18 protein-coding genes are annotated in these 20,634 nt (G+C 72.2%); 10 read left to right on the plus strand and 8 right to left on the minus strand.

The window, feature by feature from the left end:
- Positions 1 to 10: 10 nt before the first annotated feature.
- Positions 11 to 2,788, minus strand: coding sequence for an AfsR/SARP family transcriptional regulator (locus FVE25_RS00380; protein WP_181019404.1), 2,778 nt, complete (start codon positions 2,786 to 2,788; stop codon positions 11 to 13).
- 434 nt (positions 2,789 to 3,222) lie between these two features.
- Between FVE25_RS00380 and FVE25_RS00385 the strand changes: the two genes are divergently transcribed.
- The 4 genes from FVE25_RS00385 (at position 3,223) to FVE25_RS00400 (ending at position 7,642) form a co-directional block, all read left to right on the plus strand.
- Positions 3,223 to 4,506: a helix-turn-helix domain-containing protein gene (locus FVE25_RS00385; RefSeq protein ID WP_157244334.1), complete on the plus strand. Its 1,284-nt coding sequence runs from the start codon at positions 3,223 to 3,225 to the stop codon at positions 4,504 to 4,506.
- 52 nt (positions 4,507 to 4,558) lie between these two features.
- Positions 4,559 to 5,104 (plus strand): copper resistance CopC family protein, encoded by a 546-nt coding sequence (locus FVE25_RS00390; protein ID WP_157244335.1) that lies wholly within the window; start codon positions 4,559 to 4,561, stop codon positions 5,102 to 5,104.
- Entirely contained in the window at positions 5,101 to 7,077 is a 1,977-nt protein-coding gene (locus FVE25_RS00395) for a bifunctional copper resistance protein CopD/cytochrome c oxidase assembly protein (RefSeq protein WP_157244336.1), read from the plus strand. Before FVE25_RS00390 ends, FVE25_RS00395 begins: the two co-directional genes overlap by 4 nt.
- Before the next feature lie 175 nt (positions 7,078 to 7,252).
- Positions 7,253 to 7,642, plus strand: a complete 390-nt coding sequence (locus tag FVE25_RS00400; protein WP_157244337.1) for a sensor histidine kinase — start codon at positions 7,253 to 7,255, stop codon at positions 7,640 to 7,642.
- On the opposite strand, the gene map is transcribed toward FVE25_RS00400, so the two are convergent.
- Complete coding sequence (gene map / locus FVE25_RS00405) at positions 7,629 to 8,477, minus strand: type I methionyl aminopeptidase (protein ID WP_157244338.1); 849 nt, start codon at positions 8,475 to 8,477, stop codon at positions 7,629 to 7,631. The two genes, FVE25_RS00400 and map, sit on opposite strands and share 14 nt — an antisense overlap.
- A 73-nt stretch (positions 8,478 to 8,550) precedes the next feature.
- Between map and FVE25_RS00410 the strand changes: the two genes are divergently transcribed.
- The 3 genes from FVE25_RS00410 to FVE25_RS00420 are packed head-to-tail and all read left to right on the plus strand — an operon-like array spanning position 8,551 to position 12,805.
- Positions 8,551 to 9,948 (plus strand): DsbA family protein, encoded by a 1,398-nt coding sequence (locus FVE25_RS00410; protein WP_157244339.1) that lies wholly within the window; start codon positions 8,551 to 8,553, stop codon positions 9,946 to 9,948.
- 10 nt (positions 9,949 to 9,958) lie between these two features.
- Positions 9,959 to 12,589, plus strand: a complete 2,631-nt coding sequence (locus FVE25_RS00415; RefSeq protein WP_181019405.1) for a helix-turn-helix transcriptional regulator — start codon at positions 9,959 to 9,961, stop codon at positions 12,587 to 12,589.
- 39 nt (positions 12,590 to 12,628) lie between these two features.
- Complete coding sequence (locus tag FVE25_RS00420) at positions 12,629 to 12,805, plus strand: hypothetical protein (protein ID WP_157244340.1); 177 nt, start codon at positions 12,629 to 12,631, stop codon at positions 12,803 to 12,805.
- 3 nt (positions 12,806 to 12,808) lie between these two features.
- On the opposite strand, the gene FVE25_RS00425 is transcribed toward FVE25_RS00420, so the two are convergent.
- A complete protein-coding gene (locus tag FVE25_RS00425; protein ID WP_157244341.1) occupies positions 12,809 to 13,459 on the minus strand; it encodes a cyclase family protein in 651 nt (216 codons plus the stop codon).
- Positions 13,456 to 13,707 carry a CBU_0592 family membrane protein gene (locus FVE25_RS00430; RefSeq protein WP_157244342.1) on the minus strand — a complete coding sequence of 84 codons (252 nt, stop codon included), beginning with the start codon at positions 13,705 to 13,707 and terminating at the stop codon, positions 13,456 to 13,458. Before FVE25_RS00430 ends, FVE25_RS00425 begins: the two co-directional genes overlap by 4 nt.
- A gap of 72 nt (positions 13,708 to 13,779) precedes the next feature.
- On the opposite strand from FVE25_RS00430, the gene FVE25_RS00435 reads away from it, so the two are divergent.
- On the plus strand, positions 13,780 to 14,742 hold the full coding sequence (locus FVE25_RS00435; RefSeq protein WP_157244343.1) for a LysR family transcriptional regulator: 963 nt from the start codon (positions 13,780 to 13,782) through the stop codon (positions 14,740 to 14,742).
- On the opposite strand, the gene FVE25_RS00440 is transcribed toward FVE25_RS00435, so the two are convergent.
- Complete coding sequence (locus FVE25_RS00440; protein ID WP_157244344.1) at positions 14,683 to 15,261, minus strand: hypothetical protein; 579 nt, start codon at positions 15,259 to 15,261, stop codon at positions 14,683 to 14,685. The genes FVE25_RS00435 and FVE25_RS00440 overlap by 60 nt on opposite strands.
- Before the next feature lie 127 nt (positions 15,262 to 15,388).
- On the opposite strand from FVE25_RS00440, the gene FVE25_RS00445 reads away from it, so the two are divergent.
- Complete coding sequence (locus tag FVE25_RS00445) at positions 15,389 to 16,519, plus strand: lipase family protein (RefSeq protein ID WP_157244345.1); 1,131 nt, start codon at positions 15,389 to 15,391, stop codon at positions 16,517 to 16,519.
- Positions 16,520 to 16,617: 98 nt separating this feature from the next.
- Here FVE25_RS00445 and FVE25_RS00450 read toward each other — a convergent pair whose 3' ends face one another.
- The 3 genes from FVE25_RS00450 to FVE25_RS00460 form a co-directional block, all read right to left on the minus strand.
- Positions 16,618 to 16,878, minus strand: a complete 261-nt coding sequence (locus tag FVE25_RS00450; RefSeq protein ID WP_157244346.1) for a hypothetical protein — start codon at positions 16,876 to 16,878, stop codon at positions 16,618 to 16,620.
- Positions 16,879 to 17,008: 130 nt separating this feature from the next.
- The gene (locus FVE25_RS00455; protein ID WP_157244347.1) at positions 17,009 to 17,926 is read right to left on the minus strand and encodes a serine/threonine dehydratase; all 918 of its coding nucleotides are present in this window, start codon (positions 17,924 to 17,926) and stop codon (positions 17,009 to 17,011) included.
- Positions 17,927 to 17,952: 26 nt separating this feature from the next.
- On the minus strand, positions 17,953 to 19,122 hold the full coding sequence (locus FVE25_RS00460; protein WP_157244348.1) for a trans-sulfuration enzyme family protein: 1,170 nt from the start codon (positions 19,120 to 19,122) through the stop codon (positions 17,953 to 17,955).
- A gap of 59 nt (positions 19,123 to 19,181) precedes the next feature.
- Here FVE25_RS00460 and FVE25_RS00465 point away from each other — a divergent pair, with 59 nt between their 5' ends.
- Positions 19,182 to 20,603: an aminotransferase-like domain-containing protein gene (locus tag FVE25_RS00465; RefSeq protein WP_157244349.1), complete on the plus strand. Its 1,422-nt coding sequence runs from the start codon at positions 19,182 to 19,184 to the stop codon at positions 20,601 to 20,603.
- The last annotated feature ends 31 nt before the right edge of the window (positions 20,604 to 20,634 follow it).

The following is a 20,634-nucleotide window of genomic DNA, read 5'->3' on the forward strand; positions in this document are numbered from 1 at the left end:
CCCCAGGAGATCAGATCGGGCCCAGCACCGGCAATCCGAGCTCGCCGTAGAGCGCGTCCCGCTCCTCGAGGGTGAATCGCGTCCACCGTCCGTGCGGGAGCACATGAGCCAAGGTCGTCGCCTTGTCGATGATCTCGAGCGCGTCGTCGAACCGGCCGAGCAGCCGGTGGGCGCGGGCCAGGAGGGCGAGGCAGCGGAGCTCCGCCGCGGCCTGGCCGGTCGTCCCGTGCAGGGTGATGGCGGCGTGCAGGTGATCAACGGCCTCCTGGGGGTGGCCGTCCGCGAGGCAGACCTCGCTGAGGAGCATCAGCACCGTCCCCTCATGCGCCTTGTCCCCGACCTCGAGAGCGCTGGAGAGCGCGGTCGAGAGCGCCTCTCGCGCGGCCTCGTGCTCGCCCAGTCTCTGGAGCGCGTATCCGCTCATGATATGCGCGTACCGGATACCCACCGCGGAGCCGATCTCCGTGGCGATCTCGAGCTGGGCGTCCGCGCACAGCCGGGCTTCGCGGAGCCGGTCGGCCTCCACGTAGAGATGCGCGAGGTTGCCGTATGCGCGTTGCTCGGCGAACCGGTCGTTCAGTTCACGTGCCAGGTCGAGTTCCACCTGGCGGTGCGCGGCCGCCTCGTCGAAGCGCTCCATGCGGGCCAGCCCCATCGCCATGTGCGCGTGGGCGTTCAGGGTGAGGACCGGGTCACCGTACCGCTCGGCCACCTCGAGGGCGTGGCGGTTGCAGCTCACCATGTTGGTCAGGCGCCAGCTGGAGCCCTGGAACCACATGAGGGCGAAGACCAGATCGACGCCGAGCCTGGCGATCGTCTCGTCCGAGCAGGACATGGCATGCGTCGCGGCGGCCATGAGATTGGCCTCCTCCGAATACAGCCACTCGCGAGCCTGCTTTCCGTCGCCCAGCGGAATGGGCGTGGCGTCGAGGCTCCGCCCCGGCGGTTGCGTGCGATGCGGGTCTATCAGGACGCTGGCGCGGCGGGCGGAGACGACGTAGTAGGACAAGGCTCTGATCGCGGCTTCGCGGGCTCCCGCGGGGTTCAGGCTCGCCGCGAACAGCCGGGTGAGGTCGTGCAGATGGAAGCGGTCGAAGTGCCCTCTCTCCAGGAGGTGGGCGTCAACCAGGCGGTCCAGGGCCCTGTTGGCCTCCGCGGCGGTCCCGCCCAGGAGCACGGTGGCGAAGTCCGGGGTCACGTCGGGCACGTGCAGGACGCCGAGCAGCTCCAGGAGCCGGGCCCCCGCCGTGTCGGCGGCTCGCCGGCTGTCTCGCATGGCGGTCCAGCTCGAGGCGAGGCTGGCGTGGACGGCCAGATCGCCGATCTGGAGCTCGTTGAGCCGCTCGCTGTCGTCGCTCAGCCTGTTGACGAGATCGGCGACGCTCCAGTCCGGATGATTGGCCAGCCGCGCGCCCGAGATGCGCAGCGCCAGCGGCAGCCCGCCGCAGAAGGCGACCAGGTGGCGGGTCTCCTCGGGATTCACGGCGACCCGCCGTGCTCCCGCCAGAGTCGCGAGCATGGCGGTGGACTCGGCCTCGGTCATGCTCTTGAGCCTGATCTGAACGCAGTCATCGCCGGCGATGAGGGTTTCCCTGCTGGTCACGATCACGCTGACGCCGAGGGGGGCGTAGAGCAGGGGGTTGATCTGGTGGATGTCGGCGGCGTCGTCCAAGACCACGAGCATTCTTCTCCCGGCGATCTGGCTGCGCCACAGGGCCGCCGCCTCGTCCAGATCGCTGGGCACGTTCTGGGCGGGCACGCCCAGCCCGCGCAGGAAGCGGGCGATGACGTCGTGGGGGGACAGCGCCCGCACGCCGACGGTCTTGCCGCGGAGGTTGACGAACAGTTGCCCGCCCGGAAATGCCTCGATGACATCGTGGGCGACCTGGAGCGCCAGAGCCGACTTTCCGATCCCGGGCGGCCCGGTGATCGCGACCAAGGGGTGCGGGGGCTCGTCTTTCTCCGGGACGAGGAGTTCTTTCACATAGACGAGTTCCTTTGTCCTTCCCGTGAAACTGATGAGCTGGCGCGGAAGCTGGCGGGGGACGTCGGGCAGTTCCGTATCCGTGTTGCGGAGGATGAGTTCGTGACAGCGCCGCAGACCCTCGCCGGGGCCGACGCCGAGTTCCTCCACGAGGATGCGGCTGCCTTCGGCGAAGACCTCCAGAGCGTCGGCCTGCCTGCCGCACCGATGGAGGGCCGTCATGAGCAACTCGCGAAGCCGCTCGCGCAGCGGATGGTGCGGTAACGCGTCCTGAAGGCAGGTGACCGCCTCCTCCGGCCGGTTGAGCTTGAGCAGCAGATCCGCACGTTGCTCGAGCGCGGCGGTGAGGAGCTCCTCGAGCCGCGAGCGTTCGTTCTGCCCGAAGGGGCCGGGCACGCCGGTGAGCGGGACGCCCTGGGGGAGGGCCAGCGCCTGTTCGATCAGCCGGAGAGCGCTGGGGTGGTTCCCCTGCTCCTCGAAGAGCCGGGCTTCGGCGGTGAGCGAGGTCAGCAGGCGGGAGTCGATGTGGCGGGGGTCGATCCGCAGCTGGTATCCGCCGCTTCCGCCGACCAGCACGGTGGGCTGCTCGCGCCGGCCGCGCACGGGTTCGAGCGCACGGCGAAGCCCGGCGACGTAGGTGTAGATGCTTTGTTCCGCGCTGCGCGGGGCGCTGCCTCCCCAGATGCCGTCGATGAGGCTGCTCATCGGTACCACGTGCGGGGCGCGGGTGGCGAGGATGGCCAGGACCGCCTGCTGCCGGGGCGGCCCCGGGTCGAACGGACCGGCGGTCGTCGATCCGCCCACCGCGCCCAGAACACGGATCTGAATATCCGATAACACGCCGAACCCCCGTGGCAGCCCGTCAGGTGCCATCCAGGCTATTGCTTTTTCGGAATATAGGAGGAATGTAGACGCCTCCGTTACGGTGAGGTCCTTGCGTGCTGGGGGCACGCCTGGATTGGTGGCTCACGCCCTGCCCAGCCGCGGAGAGTGCGGTCTCCTGCGAATGGGCAGAACGGGCCAAGCCAGTGTGTCTAACAACAAACTGGGGTGTCGAACCACGAAGCGGAAACTGGTCCTGATGGCGTTCCGGCATTGGCCGCCGTAGCATTGCCTCCAACAACCACCACGGTTGCGATCACGGCAGCTACTGCGGACATGGCAAGACGCGTGCGCATGGGGGGTTCTCCCTCGCCTGTGTGTGATGCTCGGATACATCTTTTCAGGGAGCGGCAGCAGTGACCACATCTGACCTGGTTGGTCTGCGTATCAAGACCGTGCGACGACAGCGTGGCCTCTCACAGGCCCAGCTGGCGCATCCCGAGTTGTCGGACAGCTACGTCTCCTTGATTGAGAGCGGCAAGCGTACCCCTACTCCGGCGGTGCTGGAGCTACTCGCCCAGAAGCTCGACTGCTCCCTGTCCTACCTCGTCAATGGCGTCACCGCCGAGCAGATGGAGGACATCGAGCTCGCCCTTGGTTACGCGCGTCTGGCGCTCGAGAACGGTGAGGTGGCCGAGGCTCGCACCCGCTTCGCCGAGCTGATGGCGGACAACAACCTGACAGGGCTGACGGCACTCCGTCAAGACGTGCAGTACGGGCTCGCCCTCGCCACGGAGGCATGCGGCGACCTCGACGAGACCATCGCGATCCTCACCCGGCTGGGCGAGGAGGATCTGCCCCAGGAACGCACGATCGAGGTCGCGAGCGCGCTCGTGCGCGTGTACCGCTCCAGCGACCGCCTGACCGAGGCCGTCGAGGTCGGTGAAGCCATTCTCGGCGCGAGCAACAAGCCGGCGTGGTCCGACATCCTCGTCGAGCTCGGGGCGAACCTGCTGGCCGTCTACCTCTACCGCGGCGATCTGCTGCGGGCGCGTCAGTACGCCGCCGAGCTGCTCAACGCCGCCGACGCCCTGGGCACACCCCGCTCCACGGTGGCGGCCTGCTGGAACGCCTCCGTGGTGGCCGAGGCCCTGGGCCACGGCGAGGAATGCCTGGCGCTGGCGGAGCGGGCGCTGGCCGTGCAGTCGGAGAGCGGTCAGCCGCGCAACCTCGCCCGCATGCGCCTGGCCCTGGCCTCGCTGACCCTCAAGATTCGCCCGGAGGCCGCCGACGAGGTCCGCGCCCTGGTCCAGCGTTCGATCAAGGAGCTCGCGGAGACTTCGGCCAGCACCTTCGACCGCGGCCACGGCCTCATGGAGCTCGCGAGGGCCGAGATCGTCGCGGGCCTGCCCGGGGAAGCCGCCCTGCACGCCGCCGAGGGCCGCGACCTGTTCCCCACGAGCGCACGCCGCGCCGAGGCGGAAGCGCACCTGCTGCTGAGCAGGGCCTACACGGCGATGAGCCGCCCGGGCGAGGCCGCGGCCGAGATCGACGCCGTCAGGGCCTGGCTGAGCCCGATGCCCGACTCGCGGGTCGCCGCCGGCACCTGGTTCGCCGCTGCCGAGGGGATGGAGCAGCTCGGCGACACAGAGGGCGCCGTGCACGCCTACAAGAGGGCACTGGCCTCAGCGGGATTGTAGACCTGGCGCGGCGGCGGGAGCGGGTGGTGGCGTGGGTAGCCTTGGGGTTGCCATGAATAGATCCCCGTTCGCGGCCCTCACCGCGACTCTCGCCGCCCTGCTCGTTCTCGGCACCGCCGCTCCCGCTCTGGCGCACGACGCGCTGCGCGCGAGCAACCCGGCCAAGGACGGCACGGTCACGTCCGTGGAGCAGGTGACGCTGGAATTCACCGCCAAGGTGCGCATGCCGTTCGTCATCGTGAGGGGTGACGGCGGCCAGTTCCACCAGGGGCAGCCGGTGCTCGACGGCAAGGTGGTGAAGCAGGCCGTCAAGGGTCCGCTGGCCGACGGGAAGTACGTCATCGCCTACCGGGTGGTCTCCTCCGACGGCCACCCGATCGAGGGTGAGATCCCGTTCACGGTCAAGGGTGGTGCCAAGGCGGCGGCGACCCCGGTGGCCGCGGCCCCCAGTGCGCCGGCCGCGGACAAGCCCGTGCAGGCCAGCGCCGAGCGGAGCGGAGGCGGGGTCACGTTCCCCATCTGGCTGATCATCGTGGTCGGCGCCCTGGCGGGCATCGGGATCGGATTCCTTCTCAGCATGCGGAACAAGAAGCCGTGACCAGGACCGTGCGGATGGCGCTCGCGGCGGTGGCCGCCGCGATCGCCGGGCTGGTCATCGCACTGGTCGCCGGAGGCGCGGCGTTCCCGCGCATCATCCCCGGCATCCCGGCCGCCGACGCGCTCACGCGCTGGGGGCTGCCGATCTCCAAGCTGGGCATGGACGCCGCCGCGGTGGCGACGATCGGGCTGCTGGTGGTCGCGGCGACCCTGCTGCCCAGCGACAAGGGCATGCTGGGCAAGAGCGCGCTCGGCTACGTCCGGGCGGCGTCGTGGGCGGCGCTGTCGTGGGCGGGGTTCGCGTTCCTGCTCATGCTGTTCCAGCTGTCGGACCTCTACACCGACTCCGTCGCCAACGTGGTGCTGAAGAACTACATCCCGAGCTACGCCACGCAGGTCGGCAACGGGATCGCGCTCACGCTGGTCATCCTGTTCGGGGTGGCGATCGCGCTGTTCTCGCGCGGCGCCATCACCGCGGGCTCCGCGGCGGGACTGCTGGCGCTCGGGCTGATCGCGCTGCTGCCGCCGGCGCTGACCGGGCACGCCTCCTCCTCGCCCAACCACGACCTGGCCACGGCGGGGCTGTCGCTGCACCTGATCGGGCTGGCGATGTGGGTCGGCGGGCTGATCGTGCTCGTGATCCACGCGATCCGCAAGGCGCCGCAGCTCGAGCAGGCGTCGGCGCGGTTCTCGCGGGCGGCGTTGTGGTTCTACGTGACCGTGGGCCTGTCGGGGCTCCTCAGCGTGATCGCCCGCCTGACCGCGGTGTCGGACCTGTGGACCTCCAGCTACGGCGTGCTGATCGTGGCCAAGATCGTGGCGTTCATCCTGCTGGGCTACATCGGCTGGTACCACCGCCAGCGCACGCTGGTCGCGATGGAGGCGGGCAAGCCGCGTGCCTTCATCCGGCTGGCGGCGGGGGAGACGCTGCTGATGTTCGCCACCGTCGGCCTGGCGGTGGCGCTGTCGCGCACGCCGCCGCCCGTGGTGAGCCTGCCCGCCGACCGCGCCTTCGAGCTGCTGGGCTTCCCGATGCCGCCGCCGATCTCGCTGGCCAACCTGGCCTCGATGTGGTGGCTCGACCTGTTCTTCGCCGCCGTCGCCGCCGTCCTCGCCATCCTGTACGGCGCGGCCGTCTACCGCCTGATCCGGCGCGGCGACAAGTGGCCCTGGGGCCGCACGGTGTCCTGGTTCGCCGGCGTCGTCATCCTCGTGCTCGCCACCCAGAGCGGCGTGGCCCGGTACGCCAAGGTCATGTTCAGCGTGCACATGGTCGAGCACATGACGCTGTCCATGATCGTCCCGATCTTCCTGGTGCTGGGCGCCCCGGTGACGCTGGCGCTGCGCGCGCTGAAGCCGGCCGTCCGGCGCGGTGACCGCGGGCCGCGCGAGTGGCTGACGACGATCCTGCACAGCCGGGTGGTCAAGGTCGTCACCCATCCGGCGATCGCCACCGCGATCTTCATCGCCTCGACCTACGCGTTGTACTTCACGCCGCTGTTCGCGGGGGCGATGGAGGAGCATCTCGGGCACATCGCGATGACGCTGCACTTCCTGCTGAGCGGCAGCCTGTTCTTCTGGGTGATCATCGGCGTGGACCCGGCGCCGCACAAGCTGCCGTACGTGGGCCGCCTGCTGCTGTTGTTCGTCACCATGCCGTTCCACGCCTTCTTCGGCATCGCGCTGATGATGATGGGCACCGTGCTGGCCGCCGACTGGTACGAGCAGCTGGGCCGTACCTGGGGCGGGCCCTTGCTGGCCGACCAGAACAACGGCGGGGCCATCGCGTGGGGCTTCGGGGAGATTCCCACCTTGATCGTTCTGCTGGCGATCGCAGTACAGTGGTACCGCGACGAGGACCGGACGGCACGCCGCGAAGATCGCCGTGCCGACCGGAATCCCGCAGGGGACGCCGCGCTCAACGATTACAACGAGTATCTGGCAAAGCTCAACAAGGCCGACAAGGGGGAGTGACGGGGTCGCCCAGAGAACCTTGTCACCTCCACGGTCGTCACATGGTCCAGTAGGCTTCTGAACGGGGGAGCCGGGCATTTCTGCATGGCCGCTCGCGTGGTCATGCAGGTGCCGGAGTCAGGTCCGGCGAGGTGCCCGCTGTGAGAAGGGCGAGATATTGGCGGAAGAGACGCGCATGCGCGGGGGGCGGAGCCTGGCCGAGGAGCTGGAAGGCTACCTCAGCGAATGGGGCGAACGCACCGGGATCACGGTCGAGACCTGGGCGTTGCCCAGTGCCGACGTCCCCCCGTCCATCGCTCGGGGGGTGCTGGCCGCGATCCAGGAGGCGCTGGCCAACGTGGAGCAGCACAGCGGGGCACGGACGGTCTCCATCGCCGTCACCGCCGGCAAGAGCGGCTTGCGGATGACGGTCAGCGACGATGGAGAGGGTTTCCACGCGGCCAACGCGGGGCGGGGCATCACGCGGATGCGGGCCCGCTTCGCGGAGATCGGCGGCAGTCTGTCGATCAACAGCGTGCGCGGTGAGGGCACCACCGTGACCGGCGTGGTGCCTAAGCGAGGGTGAGGATTTCGCTGCCCGTCTCGGTGACCAGGATCGTGTGCTCGAACTGCGCGGTGCGCTTGCGGTCCTTGGTCACCGCGGTCCAGCCGTCGGGCCAGATGTCGTAGTCGATCGTGCCGAGCGTCAGCATGGGCTCGATCGTGAACGTCATCCAGGGCTTCAGCTCGACCTGGAGCGACGGGTCCTCGTAGTGGGGGACCATCAGCCCCGAGTGGAAGCTGGTGCCGATGCCGTGGCCGGTGAAGTCGCGCACGACGCCGTAGCCGAAGCGCTTGGCGTACGACTCGATGACCCGGCCGACGACGTTGAGCTGGCGGCCGGGGGCGACGGCCTTGATGGCGCGCATCATCGCCTCGCGGGTGCGCTCGACCAGCAGCCTGGACTCCTCGTCCACGTCGCCGACCAGGTAGGTGGCGTCGGTGTCGCCGTGGACGCCGCCGATGAAGGCGGTGATGTCGACGTTGACGATGTCGCCGTCGCGCAGCACGGTGTCGTCGGGGATGCCGTGGCAGATGACCTCGTTGATCGAGGTGCACAGCGACTTGGGGTAGCCCTTGTAGCCGAGCGTGCTCGGGTAGGCGTCGTGGTCGAGCAGGAACTCGTGGCCGATCCGGTCGAGCTCGTCGGTCGTGATGCCGGGCCGTACGGCCTTGCCGACCTCGTCGAGGGCCTGGGCGGCGATCCGGCCGGCCACCCGCATGCGCTCGATGACCTCCGGCGTCTTCACATCCGACTCACCGGTTTTCGGACGCTTCTTGCCGACGTACTCCGGCCGCTGGATGTGGGCGGGAACCTTACGCATGGGCGAGATTCGCCCGGGCTGGAGCAGTGTCGTCATGGCACCCGAGTCTACCGAGACCCAGTCGGTTGACAGATGCTGTGCCCCCTGCCCGGCTCCTACCGTCGGAGGCATGATTCTTGTTACCGGAGCGACCGGAAAGGTCGGCGGCCAGGTGGTCGCGCAGTTGCGTGAGATGGGTGTCGAGGTGCGGGGGCTGACCCGCCGGCCGGAGCGCGAGTGGGAGGTGTACGGGGACCTCGGCGACCCCGCGACGCTGGATGCCGCGCTCGAGGGCGTGGACCGGGTGTTCCTGGTGTGGCCGACGTTGCGGGCGGACGCGCACGCCGAAGCGGTGCTGAAGAAGATCACTGATCGGGTGCGCAGGGTCGTCTACCTGTCGTCGGCGGGCGCCGTGGACGGGGCCGACCCGGTCAACTCCTCGCACCGGATGATCGAGGGGCTGCTCAGGGACTCGGGCGTGGAATGGACGTTCGTGCGCGGCGGCGGGTTTGCCGGCAACGACTTGGGCTGGGCGGCCGGCATCCGGGCCGATGGCGTGGTGCGGGAGGCGTTCGGCGGCTGGGCCCGGTCGGTGGTGCACGAGGCGGACCTGGCCGCGGTGGGCGTGCGGGCGCTGCTGGACGACGCCCACGTCGGCGCCGCGTACGCGGTGACCGGGCCGCGGGTGCACACGCAGCAGGAGCGGGTGCGGATCATCGGTGAGGTGATCGGCCGGCCGCTGCGCTTCGAGGAGGTGCCGGCGGAGGAGGCCAAGGCCGGGTTCGCCGCCTGGCTGCCGCCGGAGGCCGTGGACGCGACCTTCACCGAGATGCTGACGATGACGGCCGAGGCCGAGCCGGTCAGCACCGCGGTCGAGGAGCTCACCGGCCGGCCGGCGCGCACCTACCGGGAGTGGGTGCTCGACCACCGCGACGACTTCGCGCCGCCGGTGGTCGAGATGACGCTGGACATCGCCTGCTCGTGGTCCTACCTGGGCTTCAACCGGCTGCGGAAGGCGCTGGAGCGGTACCGGGCCGAGGGCGGCCGGGCGGAGGTGGTCTTCCGCCCGTACCAGCTCGCCCCCGAGGTGACCACGCCCGAGCCGCTCACCCGGGTGCACGAACGCGCCTTCGGGCCGGAGGCGGCCGCGGCCACCGAGCAGATGACCGGGCTCGGCGCCGCCGAGGGCATCGCCTACCGCTTCGACCGGGCGCTGTTCGCCAACACCTTCGAGGCGCACCGGCTCATCGCGCTCGCCTCCGCCCAGGGCAGGGGCGAGGCGATGACCGAGCGGCTGTTCCGCGCCTACTTCGGCGAGGGCCGGGACGTCTCGGACCGCGCGACCCTGCGGGAGCTGGCCGCCGAGACCGGCGTGACCTGGAGCGACGAGGGTGCCGACGAGCTGCGCGCCGAGCTGGCGAAGGTCCGCGTCAGCGGCGTGCCGGTGTTCGCCGCACGCGGGCGCACCCTGTCGGGAGCGCAGGGCGAGGACACCCTGTACGACCTGGTCACGGGGCAGTCTCGGTAGCCTGTGAGCCATGCTGCACGGGCGCACGGACGAAACGGCCATGATCGAGCGGCTGCTGTCCGCGGCACGCGAGGGCAGGAGCGCGGCGCTGGTCATCAGAGGAGAGGCGGGCATCGGCAAGTCCGCCCTCCTCGGCCACGCCGCCGCCCGCGCCGGGGACCTGCCCGTGCTACGCGGATCCGGCGTCGAGTCGGAGCACGAACTGCCCTACGCGGGGCTGAGCCTGCTGCTGGGCCGTACCGCCGAGCGGCTGGACCGGCTGCCCGACGGGCAGGCGCGCGCGCTCGCGGGAGCGCTGGGCAGAGGTCCGGCGGGCTCGGGCGACCCGTTCCTGGTCGGGCTGGCGGTGCTGACGCTGCTGGCCGAGGCGGGGCCGCTGGTCGTCCTCGTGGACGACGCCCAATGGCTGGACCAGGCGTCGGCCGCCGCGCTGCTGTTCGCCGCCCGCCGGCTGGAGGCCGAGGGAGTGGTGATGCTGCTGGCCGTGCGCGAGCCGTACGCGCCGGAGTTTCCCGCGCCCGGGCTGCCGGAGCTGCGGCTGGGCGGGCTGGGGGAGGGCCCGGCCCGGGCGCTGCTGGCCGAGCGCGCGACCGGGCTGAGCCCGCTGGAGCGCACGGAGGTGCTGGTCGAGGCGATGGGCAACCCGCTGGCCCTGGTGGAGCTCGCGGCCTCCCGGCAGCGGTCCGGGCCGTACTCCGCGGGGCTGGTGCCGGTGCAGAGCCGCATTCAGCAGGCGTTCGCCGAGCGGGTCGCGGCCCTGCCCGCGGCGACCGGGACGCTTCTGCTGGTGGCCGCCGCCGACGACACGGGCGCGGCCGCGACCGTGCTGGCCGCCGCCGCGCGGCTCGGCGCCGGGCCCGCCGACCTGGAGCCCGCCGAGCGTACGGCGCTGCTTACCGCGACCGGCGACCGGATCGCCTTCGGGCACCCGCTGATCAGGAGCGCCGTCTACCAGGGCGCGCCGCTGGCCAGGCGGCTGGCCGCCCACGGCGCGCTGGCCGAGGTCCTCGACGGCGATCGCCGGGTCTGGCATCTGGCCGCCGCCGCGCCGGGCCCCGACGAGCAGGTCGCCGCCGCCCTGGAGGCCGCCGCCGAGCGGGCCAGGGACAGGGGCGGGTACGCGGCCGTGGCCGCCGCCTACGAGCGGGCCGCCGCGCTCACCCCCGACCCGCGCGTGCGCGGGCGCCGCAGGATCGCCGCGGCCGGCGCCGCCACCGAGGCCGGGCAGTTCGAGCGGGCCGCCGCGCTGCTGAAGGAGAGCGGTCTCGAGGAGCGCGTGCAGTCGGCCAAGCTCCGCGCGGTGCTGGCCGAGACGCGCGACGACGCCCAGGACGCCTACCGCATCCTCCTGAACGAGAGCGACCCCTCCGCCCCCGAGGACGCCGTCGTCCTGCTGCGCGACGCGGTCGCCGCGGCCTGGCGCAACAACGACTTCTCCTGCGTGGAGATGATGGGCGAGTTCGCCCGCGGGCTGCCCGGCGGCGGGCCGGTGCACACGCTGGCCAGGGCCGCGCTGGCGGCCAACCGGCTGGACCGGGGCGAGATCTCCGACGCCTTCGCCGCGCTGCGCGAGCTGCTCGCCGATCCGCCGGGGGAGGGGGCCGCGGTCCAGGACCGGCTGCTGTTCGCGCGGCTGCACCTGATCGCCGGTGACGTCGCCGGCGCCTTCGGGACGATCTCCTGGCTCGAACGCGACAGCCGCGAGCACGGGGCGCTCGGCGTGCTGCCCGCCATGCTCGTGGTGCTGGCCCGCTGCCAGGCGTTCACCGGCGCCCACCGCGAGGCCCGGGTCACCGCGGAGGAGGGGCTGCGCATCGCCGCCGACACCGGGCAGAGCCGCCCGGCCCTGGAGCTGTCGGGCATCCTCGCCGAACTTGCCGCCATCGAGGGCGACGAGGCACGCTGCGCGGAGCTGGCCGCCGAGCCGCTGGAACGCGGCCTCGCCCCCGCCGCCGTGCACGCCGCCGCCGCGCTGAGCCTGCTCGACCTGGGGCTCGGCCGCTACGAGGCGGCCTTCGACCGCCTGGCCGCGGTCGTCTCGGGCGAGCGGCCGACCGGCGTGCTGGCCGCGCTGCCCACCCTGGTCGAGGCCGCGGTCCGGCTGGGCCGCCACGACCAGGCGAAGCAGGCGGCCGAGACGTATGCCCGCTTCGCCGCCGAGAGCGGGCAGGTGTGGGCCGAGGCGGTGTCGCTGCGCAACCGGGCGCTGATCGGCGACGACCTGGAGCTGCACGCGCGTGCCGTACGGCATGAGTCCTTCCCCTTCGACCGGGCCAGGGCCGCGCTGCTCTACGGCGAGCGGCTGCGGCGCGAGCGCAGGATGACCGAAGCCCGCGCGCAGTTGCGGACGGCCGCCGAGGAGTTCGAGCGGCTGCGCGCCCACCCGTGGGCCGAGCGGGCGCGCGGTGAGCTGCGGGCCACCGGGGAGAGCCGGGCGGCGCGCGAGCAGGCCCCCGACCTGGCCGGCCGCCTCACCGCCCAGGAGCTGCAGGCGGTACGGCTGGCCGCGCAGGGCCTGAGCAACCGGGAGATCGGGGCCCGGTTGTTCCTCAGCCCGCGGACCGTCGGCTACCACCTCTACAACGCCTTCCCGAAGCTCGGGGTGTCCTCGCGTGGCGAGCTGGCCGGGCTCGGCCTGTGAAAGGGATTCGGAAGGGATCAAAGGGGCATCATTGCTCACGTGAGCGAAGGCCAGTGGTGGTTCTGCCTCAAGCACATGAGGGTGGAGCCCGAGCAGGGGTGTCCCAACAAGGACCGGATGGGTCCCTACGCCAGCGAGCAGGAGGCCGCCGGGGCGCTGCAGCGCGCCGCCGAGCGGAACAAGGCGTGGGACGAAGCCGACCAGGACGAGGACTGACCGCTACGGGATGACGGCGTAGGCACGCACCGGGAAGGTGCCCATGCCGGCGATCATGGGCGGCGCGGCGTGGAAGCGGAAGCCGCTGCCGGGCAGGGCCGACAGGCCGGTGAGGTGTTCCACGATGGGGATGCCCGCGGCGAGCAGGATCGTGTGCGCCGGCCGTTCGCCGTGGGGCGGGGTGTCGTCGATGTTGAGCGAGTCGATGCCGACGAGCGCGGCTCCCCGTCCGGCCAGCCAGGTGGCGGCCTCGGGGGCGAGGTAGGGGTGGCCGGTGAGGTACTCGGGGGCGCCGAAGTGCCGGTCCCATCCGGTCCGCACGAGGACGGCGCGGCCGCGCACGTCGAGGCCGGCGAAGGCGTCCACGCCGACCGCGCGGCCCTGTCCCGCCTCGGCGACCAGGCCGGGCAGGTCGGCCAGTTTGGACAGCGGCACCTGCGACAGGTCGGGGCCGTCGGCGTAGCGGTGGTGCGGGGTGTCGACGTAGGTGCCGGTGTTGGCCGCCAGAGTGATCGTGCCGATGTGGAACTCGGTGCCCGGGGCGTAGACCTCGCGTGAGTCCTCCCTGCTCAGGTGGACGCCGAGCACCGGTCCCGGGACGCCGGGATAGGTGATCATGCCGTCCGCGATGCGGTGGCTGAGCTCGACGATCATGGGGCGACTCCGAGGCGGTAGAGCTTGAGCAGGGCCACGACGCCGATGCCGGCCCAGACGAGGTTGAGCGCGGCCGACGGCCAGGCCGCGTTGTAGCCGCTGTTGATCATCAGGCTGACCGAGCCGAAGAGGTTGATCACCTGGTACGGCGCGCCGTCGCCGGACATCTTGCCCGAGGAGACCATGGCGTAGCCGTAGAGAAGCGCGGCGGCGCCCAGCCAGCCGAGGGCGCCGAGGAGGAAATCCATGGCGAAATTGTCAGGATTTGTGGAGCTAAAGCACAAGTTAAGAGATCTAAATCTGCGCGTAAGCTGTCCTATATGGACATCGATCCTCGGCGCCTGCGTGTCCTGCGCGAGGTGGCCCGCCGTGGCGGCGTCATGCGCGCGGCCGAGGCGCTCTTCCTCACCCCCTCCGCCGTCTCCCAGCAACTCGCCCACCTGGAGCGCGAGGTCGGCCTGGCGCTCATCGACCGCTCCCAGCGCCGCGTCTCGCTCACGCCCGCCGGCCGGGTGCTGGCCGGGTACGCCGAACGGGTCGAGGACGAACTGGCCGAGGCCCGCCGCGAGCTCACCCGCTTCACCGAGCGCCTGGCCGGGCCGGTCCGCATCGCCGCCTTCCCGACCGTGATCACCCACATGCTGGTCCCGGCCATGGAACGGCTGGCCCTGGCCCACCCGAAGATCGTCCCGGTCATCCACGACGTGTACGGCCCGCCCGCCCTGCAGGAGCTGCGCCTCGGCCAGGTCGACGTGCTGATCACCGAGCAGGACATGAGCCTGCCCGCGCTCAGCCAGCCGTCGCTGGCCACCCGCACCCTGTACGTGGACGAATTCCGCATCGTCGCCCCGCCCGCCTGGCCCGAGGCGCCGCGGACGATCGGCGAGCTCGCCGCGGCCCCCTGGGTGGCCGGTGAACCCTCCCAAGCCTGCGGCCAGGCGCTGGACCGGCTGGCCGCGCTGCACGGGTTCGAGCCGCGGAAGGTCCACGTGATCACCGAGTTCGGGCCGACGCTGGCCCTGGTCGCGGCCGGGCACGGGGTGGCCATCGTGCCCACGCTGGCCCTGCTCGACGTGCCCGAAGGCGAGGTGCGGGTCAGCGAGATCAAGGACGTCGGCGCCCGGCGGCTGGACGCCGTCACGCGCGTCAGCCGTACCCGATCGGGGGAGCCCGACCCGGTGCAGGCCGTCGTCATCGGCGCGATCGAGGACGTGACCAGGGAGCTAGTCGGCCACCTGCGGACCACTCACGCGGTCGAGGAGCCGGGCGAGCCGGTCGCGTAGGCTCGGCCGCTGCGGGATCTCCCCGGCCGCGCTGCTGACCAGGTGCTGCGCGCCGTCGAAGGTGATCAGCCCGTGCCGGGGGATGACGAGCGCGTCGTGCGCCAGCCCGGCGAGCTCGGGATCGCCGCTCTCCAGCGCCAGAATCGTCGCGCCGGTACGGCGGGCGTCGTCCACCCGCTCCAGCAGCGGCACCGGTGCCGTCTCGCCGGCCACCACGAACAGGGTCTCCCCCCGCCGGGCCGCCTCGATGCGCTCCAGCCCGACCCGCAGATGGGCGGGGGCGTCGGCCGGCGGCTGCCAGCGGACCAGCGTGGGCGCGAGCTGCGGCAGGTCGGCCAGCCTGGCCTCGTCGGTCAGGTGCGCCGTCAGGTGCCACGGCTCCTCCTGCGGAGTGCCCACCAGCAGCAGGCCGCCGGGGGAGCGGGTGGCCCGCAACGCCATGCCCAGCTCGCGGGTGCGCTCGACCCAGCCCGTGTCGGCGAGGAGCTCGCGGAGGAAGGCCACAGACCCTGAGTCCATCCGTCCATCTTGCCGGAACATCGTTCTGACCGGCGGCATTTCAGGTCTTGACAGGAGGTTACCGCCGGGTAACGATCAGCGTGGTTTCCACGCGGTCAGCGTGGTCTTCGCGCGGGAGGACGGCGCCATGAGACTGTCCGTGATCTTATCCCTGATCATCTCGCTCATCCTGCTCCCGGTACCCGCCCAGGCGGCCGCGGCGGGAGACGTGATCTCCGCCCAGCCGACGACGGTGTACCTGCTGCCGGGCAAGCTCCTGGAAGTCCCGGTGAACGCCTGGAATGTGCTCTACCGCTCCACCTCGGCGACCGGCGCCCCCAACGCCGTGTCCGCCACCGTGCTCGTGCCCAAGGCCGGCTACCCGCTGGGCCGCCGCCCGGTCATCGGGTACGCCGTCGGCACCCACGGACTCGGCGACCAGTGCGCCCCGTCCCTGGCCATGCGCGAGGGCAGGGAGGCCGAGCTGGCCCTGGTCAGCCTGTTCCTGCTCAAGGGCTTCGCGGTCGCCATCACCGACTACGAGGGCCTCGGCACCCCCGGCCAGCACACCTACATGGCCGGCATCTCCCAGGGCCAGGCGGTGCTGGACTCGGTCCGCGCGGCCATCCGGCTGCCCGGCAGCGGGCTGTCCGCGAGCGCGCCCGTGGGCATCATGGGCTACTCGCAGGGCGGCGCCTCCGCCGGCTGGGCCGGGCAGCTCCAGCCCGCGTACGCGCCCGAGCTGCGGCTGCGCGGCGTCGCCGCGGGCGGCGTGCCCGCCGACCTCAAGGCCGTCGCCCAGAGCCTGGACGGCGGGCCCAACTTCGGCCTGGCCGCCGCGGCCGGAGTCGGCTTCGACGCCGCCTACGACGAACTCGACCTGTTCAACGACCTGAACGAACGCGGCAAGGCGCTCATGACCGACGCGGCCGACGACTGCGTGGGCGACCTCGGCAAGCTGGCCGGGCTGCGCTTCTCCGACCTGTCCCCGATCGACCTGATGAACCAGCCGAAGTGGACGGCCCGGCTGACCGAGAACCGCCTGGGCGCCCGGCCGCCGCGGGTGCCCGTCTTCCTCTACCACGCCCAGGGTGACGAGATCATCCCGCACGCGGTGGGCGCCACGCTCCGGTCGGAGTACTGCCAGGCGGGCGTGAACGCGCGCTGGTTGTCGCTGCCCGGAGGCAACCATGTTCTGGGCGCCGTTCAGGGCGGACCACTGGCGATCGAGTGGCTTGCCCTGAGAGTGTATGGATTGCCGGCGTTCGGCAACTGCTGAACCCTCCTAGCCAAGGGGCCGCGCGCCCACACCCCTGCGCGGCCCCTTCCCCGCGCTCGCTCAGGTCTGCGACCTGGCCAGGGCGGTCAGCAGATCGGTCACGGGGCCGCCCCGAGCTCCAGCGGTGCGCGGCGCACGTCCGCCCCGTCGTCCGGATCGACAGGGCGGCGCGCCAGCCGTTCGACCTCGCGCCGCAGCCCGGCGAGGCGTTCGGCCGCCTCGGGGCCGAGGCGCAGGCGATCTGCGATGCCGGGGCACGCGTGGGGGGCGATGGCGTAGCCGAGGCGCTCGATCGCGAGCACCGGGGTGGCCGCCGCCCGCGCGAGGGCGGGATGATCATTGACCCGGCGCAGGATCACGGCCGCCTCACGCTACGGGTCCGCCCACGAGCCGATCGTCTCAGGCACGTGACCTCCCTGCTCCGTCGCAGGCCGGACCCTGGTTATTTCACGGGCTCGAACAGGTGTCAACGCGCCGGTGACGTCCGGATCAGGACGTGGTGAGCGTGGCCGGGTCGGTGTTGGAACCGCAGATCACCACAGCCACACGCTCCCCGTCAGCGGGCTGGTACGCCCCGCTCAGCAGGGCCGCGTAGGCGGCGGCGCCGGCGTGCTCGACGACCGTCCGGTGCCGCGTCCACAGGGTCCGCCGGGCCTCGACGATGGCCGCGTCGGAAACCAGCACGCTGGTGACCTCCGCCTCGGACAGCACGCCGAAGGCCGTCCCGCCCACCTCGGTGGCGCCGAGGGCGTCGGCGCCGACGCCGCTGACCTCCACCGGGACCGGCCGCCCGGCCCGCAGGGCCGCGTGCAGGGCGGGGATCAGCTCCGGCTCGACGGTCACGAGCCGCACGCCTGAGGGCAGCCCGAGCGCCACCCCGGCGGCCAGGCCGCCCCCGCCCACCGCGACCAGCACGGTGTCCACGTCCGGGGCCTGCTCCATGAGCTCGAGCGCCAGGGTGCCCTGCCCGGCCACGACCTCGGGCTGGTCGTAGGCGTGCACCGGCAGCGCGCCGGTCTCGGCGGCGCGCTTGGCGGCGGCCTGCGCCGCCTCGGCGTAGATGGCGCCGGTCTGCGTGACCTGCGCGTCCAGGGCGCGCAGCCCGGCCAGCTTCACCGGGCTGGTCACCGTGGGCACGAAGATCTCGGCGCGGACGCCGAGCGCACGGGCGGCGTAGGCGACGGCCAGGCCGTGGTTGCCGCCGCTGGCCGCGATGACCCCGCCGGCGGGCAGTTCCCCGGCCGACAGGATGCGGTTGAACGCCCCGCGCACCTTGAACGACCCGGAATGCTGCAGCTGCTCCAGCTTGAACACCAGCCCCGGGGTGACCTCCAGGACGGGTGTGCGCAGGACCCGGCCGGAGACGCGCTCCCTGGCGGCCACCACGTCGGCGTGTGTCACGGTCATGTTGGGCTGCCTCATGCGAATGGACTCTAGGACAGGGCCTGCTCGATGTCGCCCCAGAGGTCCTCGGGGTGCTCGATGCCGACGGCGAGGCGGATCGTGCCCTCGCCGATGCCGTGCCGGGCCAGCTCCTCGGGGCCGAGCGAGCGGTGCGAGGTGGTGGCGGGGTGCATGACCAGGGTCTCGACGCCGCCGAGGGACGGGGCCAGCAGGGCCAGCCGTACCGAGCTCATGAACTTCTCGCCCGCCGGGCGGCCGCCGCTCAGCTCGAAGGAGAAGACGCCGCCGAAGTCGGGCAGCAGCTTGCCGGCCAGCTCGTAGGAGGGGTGGGAGGGCAGGCCCGGCCAGTGGACGGCGGTGACGGCGGGGTGCGCGGCCAGGCGGGTGGCGAGGTAGCGGGCGTTGGAGCAGTGGCGCTCCATACGCAGGTGCAGCGTCTGCAGGCCGCGCAGGGTGAGCCAGGAGGCGAAGGGGTCGGCGGTGGCGCCGAGCTCGACGGAGAAGTGCCAGACCTTGCGATAGAGGGCGTCGTCGGCGAAGACCGCGAGGCCGCCGACGACGTCGGTGTGGCCGGACAGGTACTTGGTGGTGGAGTGGACGACCACGTCGGCGCCGTGCTCGATGGGACGGCAGAGCATCGGGGTGGCGAAGGTGTTGTCCACGACCGAGACGATGCCGAGCTCGCGGGCGACCGCGCACATCCCGGGCAGGTCGGCGACCTGGAGGACGGGGTTGGCGAGCGTCTCCAGGTAGACCAGCTTGGTTTCCGGGCGTACGGCGGCGCGCAGGGCGGCCGGGTCGTCCTCGGGGACGTAGGTCACCGTGACGCCGAAGCGGCGCTCCAGCTCGTTGATCATGGCGGCGGTGCCGCCGTAGATGGCCTTCTGGGAGATGAGGTAGTCGCCGGGGCTGAGCAGGCCGAGCAGGACGCAGTTGATGGCGCCCATGCCGGAGCCGGTGGCCACGGCGGCGACCCCGCCCTCCAGGTCGGCCAGCTTGTCCTCCAGGGCGCGGACCGTGGGGTTGGCGAGCCTGCCGTACACGAAGGAGCCGTCGGGGCGGCCCATGGCGTCGGCGAACACGGCCGGGTCGTCGAAGACGAACCCGGAGGTCTGGTAGATCGGCACGGAGATCGGGCGGCTGCCGTCGAGGTCCGGCTGGGCGTGGTGGACGGCGCGAGTTTCCGGGCGAAGTTCCATGTCAACAGGATGTCCGGAAATATCCGGCGATGTGAGGGCCAATGACGGATAATTGGTCCATGGATGGAGCCAATCTGGTGGACCTGCTGGGCCGGTGGGCCTCCGGCCGGGGGCCGCTGTACCTGCTGCTCACCGCCCGGCTGCGCGCCCTCATCGACGACGGCGTGCTCCCTCCCGGCCACCTCCTCCCGCCCGACCGCGCGCTGGCCAAGCTGCTGGCCGTCGGCCGCGGCACCGTCGTGGCCGCCTACGACCTGCTGCAGCAGGAAGGGCGCGTGCTCCGGCGGCAGGGCAGCGGCACCCGCGTCGCCGCCGCGCACCTGCCCGCCACCCGCGACCTCGACGGCGTGCCCGCCAACCCGCTCATCCAGCACATGCTGCACCCGCCGGACGGCGTCCAGCTCCTGACCTGCGCCGCCCCCGACGTGCCGCCGCCCTTCATGCTCGAGGCATACCAGGAGGCGGCGGAACGCCTGGCCGCCCGGCCCCACGACCTCGGCTACTACCCCGCCGGCCAGCCCGCGCTGCGCGAGGCCGTCGCCGCCTACTACCGCGCCCGCGGCCTGCCCACCACCGCCGACGAGATCGTCGTCACCACCGGCGCCCAGCAGGCGCTCAGCCTGCTCACCGCCCTGCTCGTACAGCCCGGCGACACCGTGCTCACCGAGGCGCCCACCTACCCCGGCGCGCTCGAGGTCTTCCGCCACGCCGCCGCCGTCGTGCGCGGCGCCACCCAGGGCCTGGCCGGCGGCCTCCAGGCCCGGCCCGCCCTCGCCTACGCCGTGCCCACGGCCAGCAACCCCGCCGGCGCCGTGCTCCCGGTGCCGGAACGCCGCGCGCTGGCCACCCTCGCCGCCGAGCACGACGTGCCGATCGTCGACGACGAGGTCTGCGCCGAGCTGTGCTTCTCCGGTGAGACGCCGCCGCCGCTGGCCGCGTTCACCTCAGGGGAGCAGGTCATCACGATCGCCTCGCTGAGCAAGGTGGTCTGGGGCGGGCTGCGGGTCGGCTGGATCCGCGCCGCCGCCCCCCTGGCCGCCCGGCTCGCCCGGCTGCGCGCCATCCACGACCTGGCCGGGGAGGCGGTGTCCCAGCTGGCCGCCGTCGCGCTGCTGCGGCGCCTGGACGAGATCCGCGCGACCCGCACCGCCATCCTCCGCGAGCGGCACGACCATCTGGTGGCCGAGCTGCGCGAGCGGCTCCCGTCCTGGTCGTTCGAGCCCGCCCTCGGCGGCCAGACGATCTGGGTACGGCTGCCGCACGGCGACTCCGACTCCTTCGCCCAGGTCGCCCTGCGCCACGGTGTGGCGATTCCGCCGGGACGGGCGTTCGACCCGGTGGGCGGGCACGCCGAGTACACACGGTTGCACTTCCTCTTCACGCCCCGGGAGCTGAGCCGGGCCGTGGACGGGCTGGCCGCCGCGTGGAACTCCCACGACGGCAGCCGCCGCAGCACCTCGGGACACGCGCTGATCGTCTGACTTTCCCCGCCGATTGGGCCAGAGTGGGCGT

Source organism: Nonomuraea typhae (assembly GCF_009760925.1).
Lineage (GTDB): Bacteria > Actinomycetota > Actinomycetes > Streptosporangiales > Streptosporangiaceae > Nonomuraea > Nonomuraea typhae.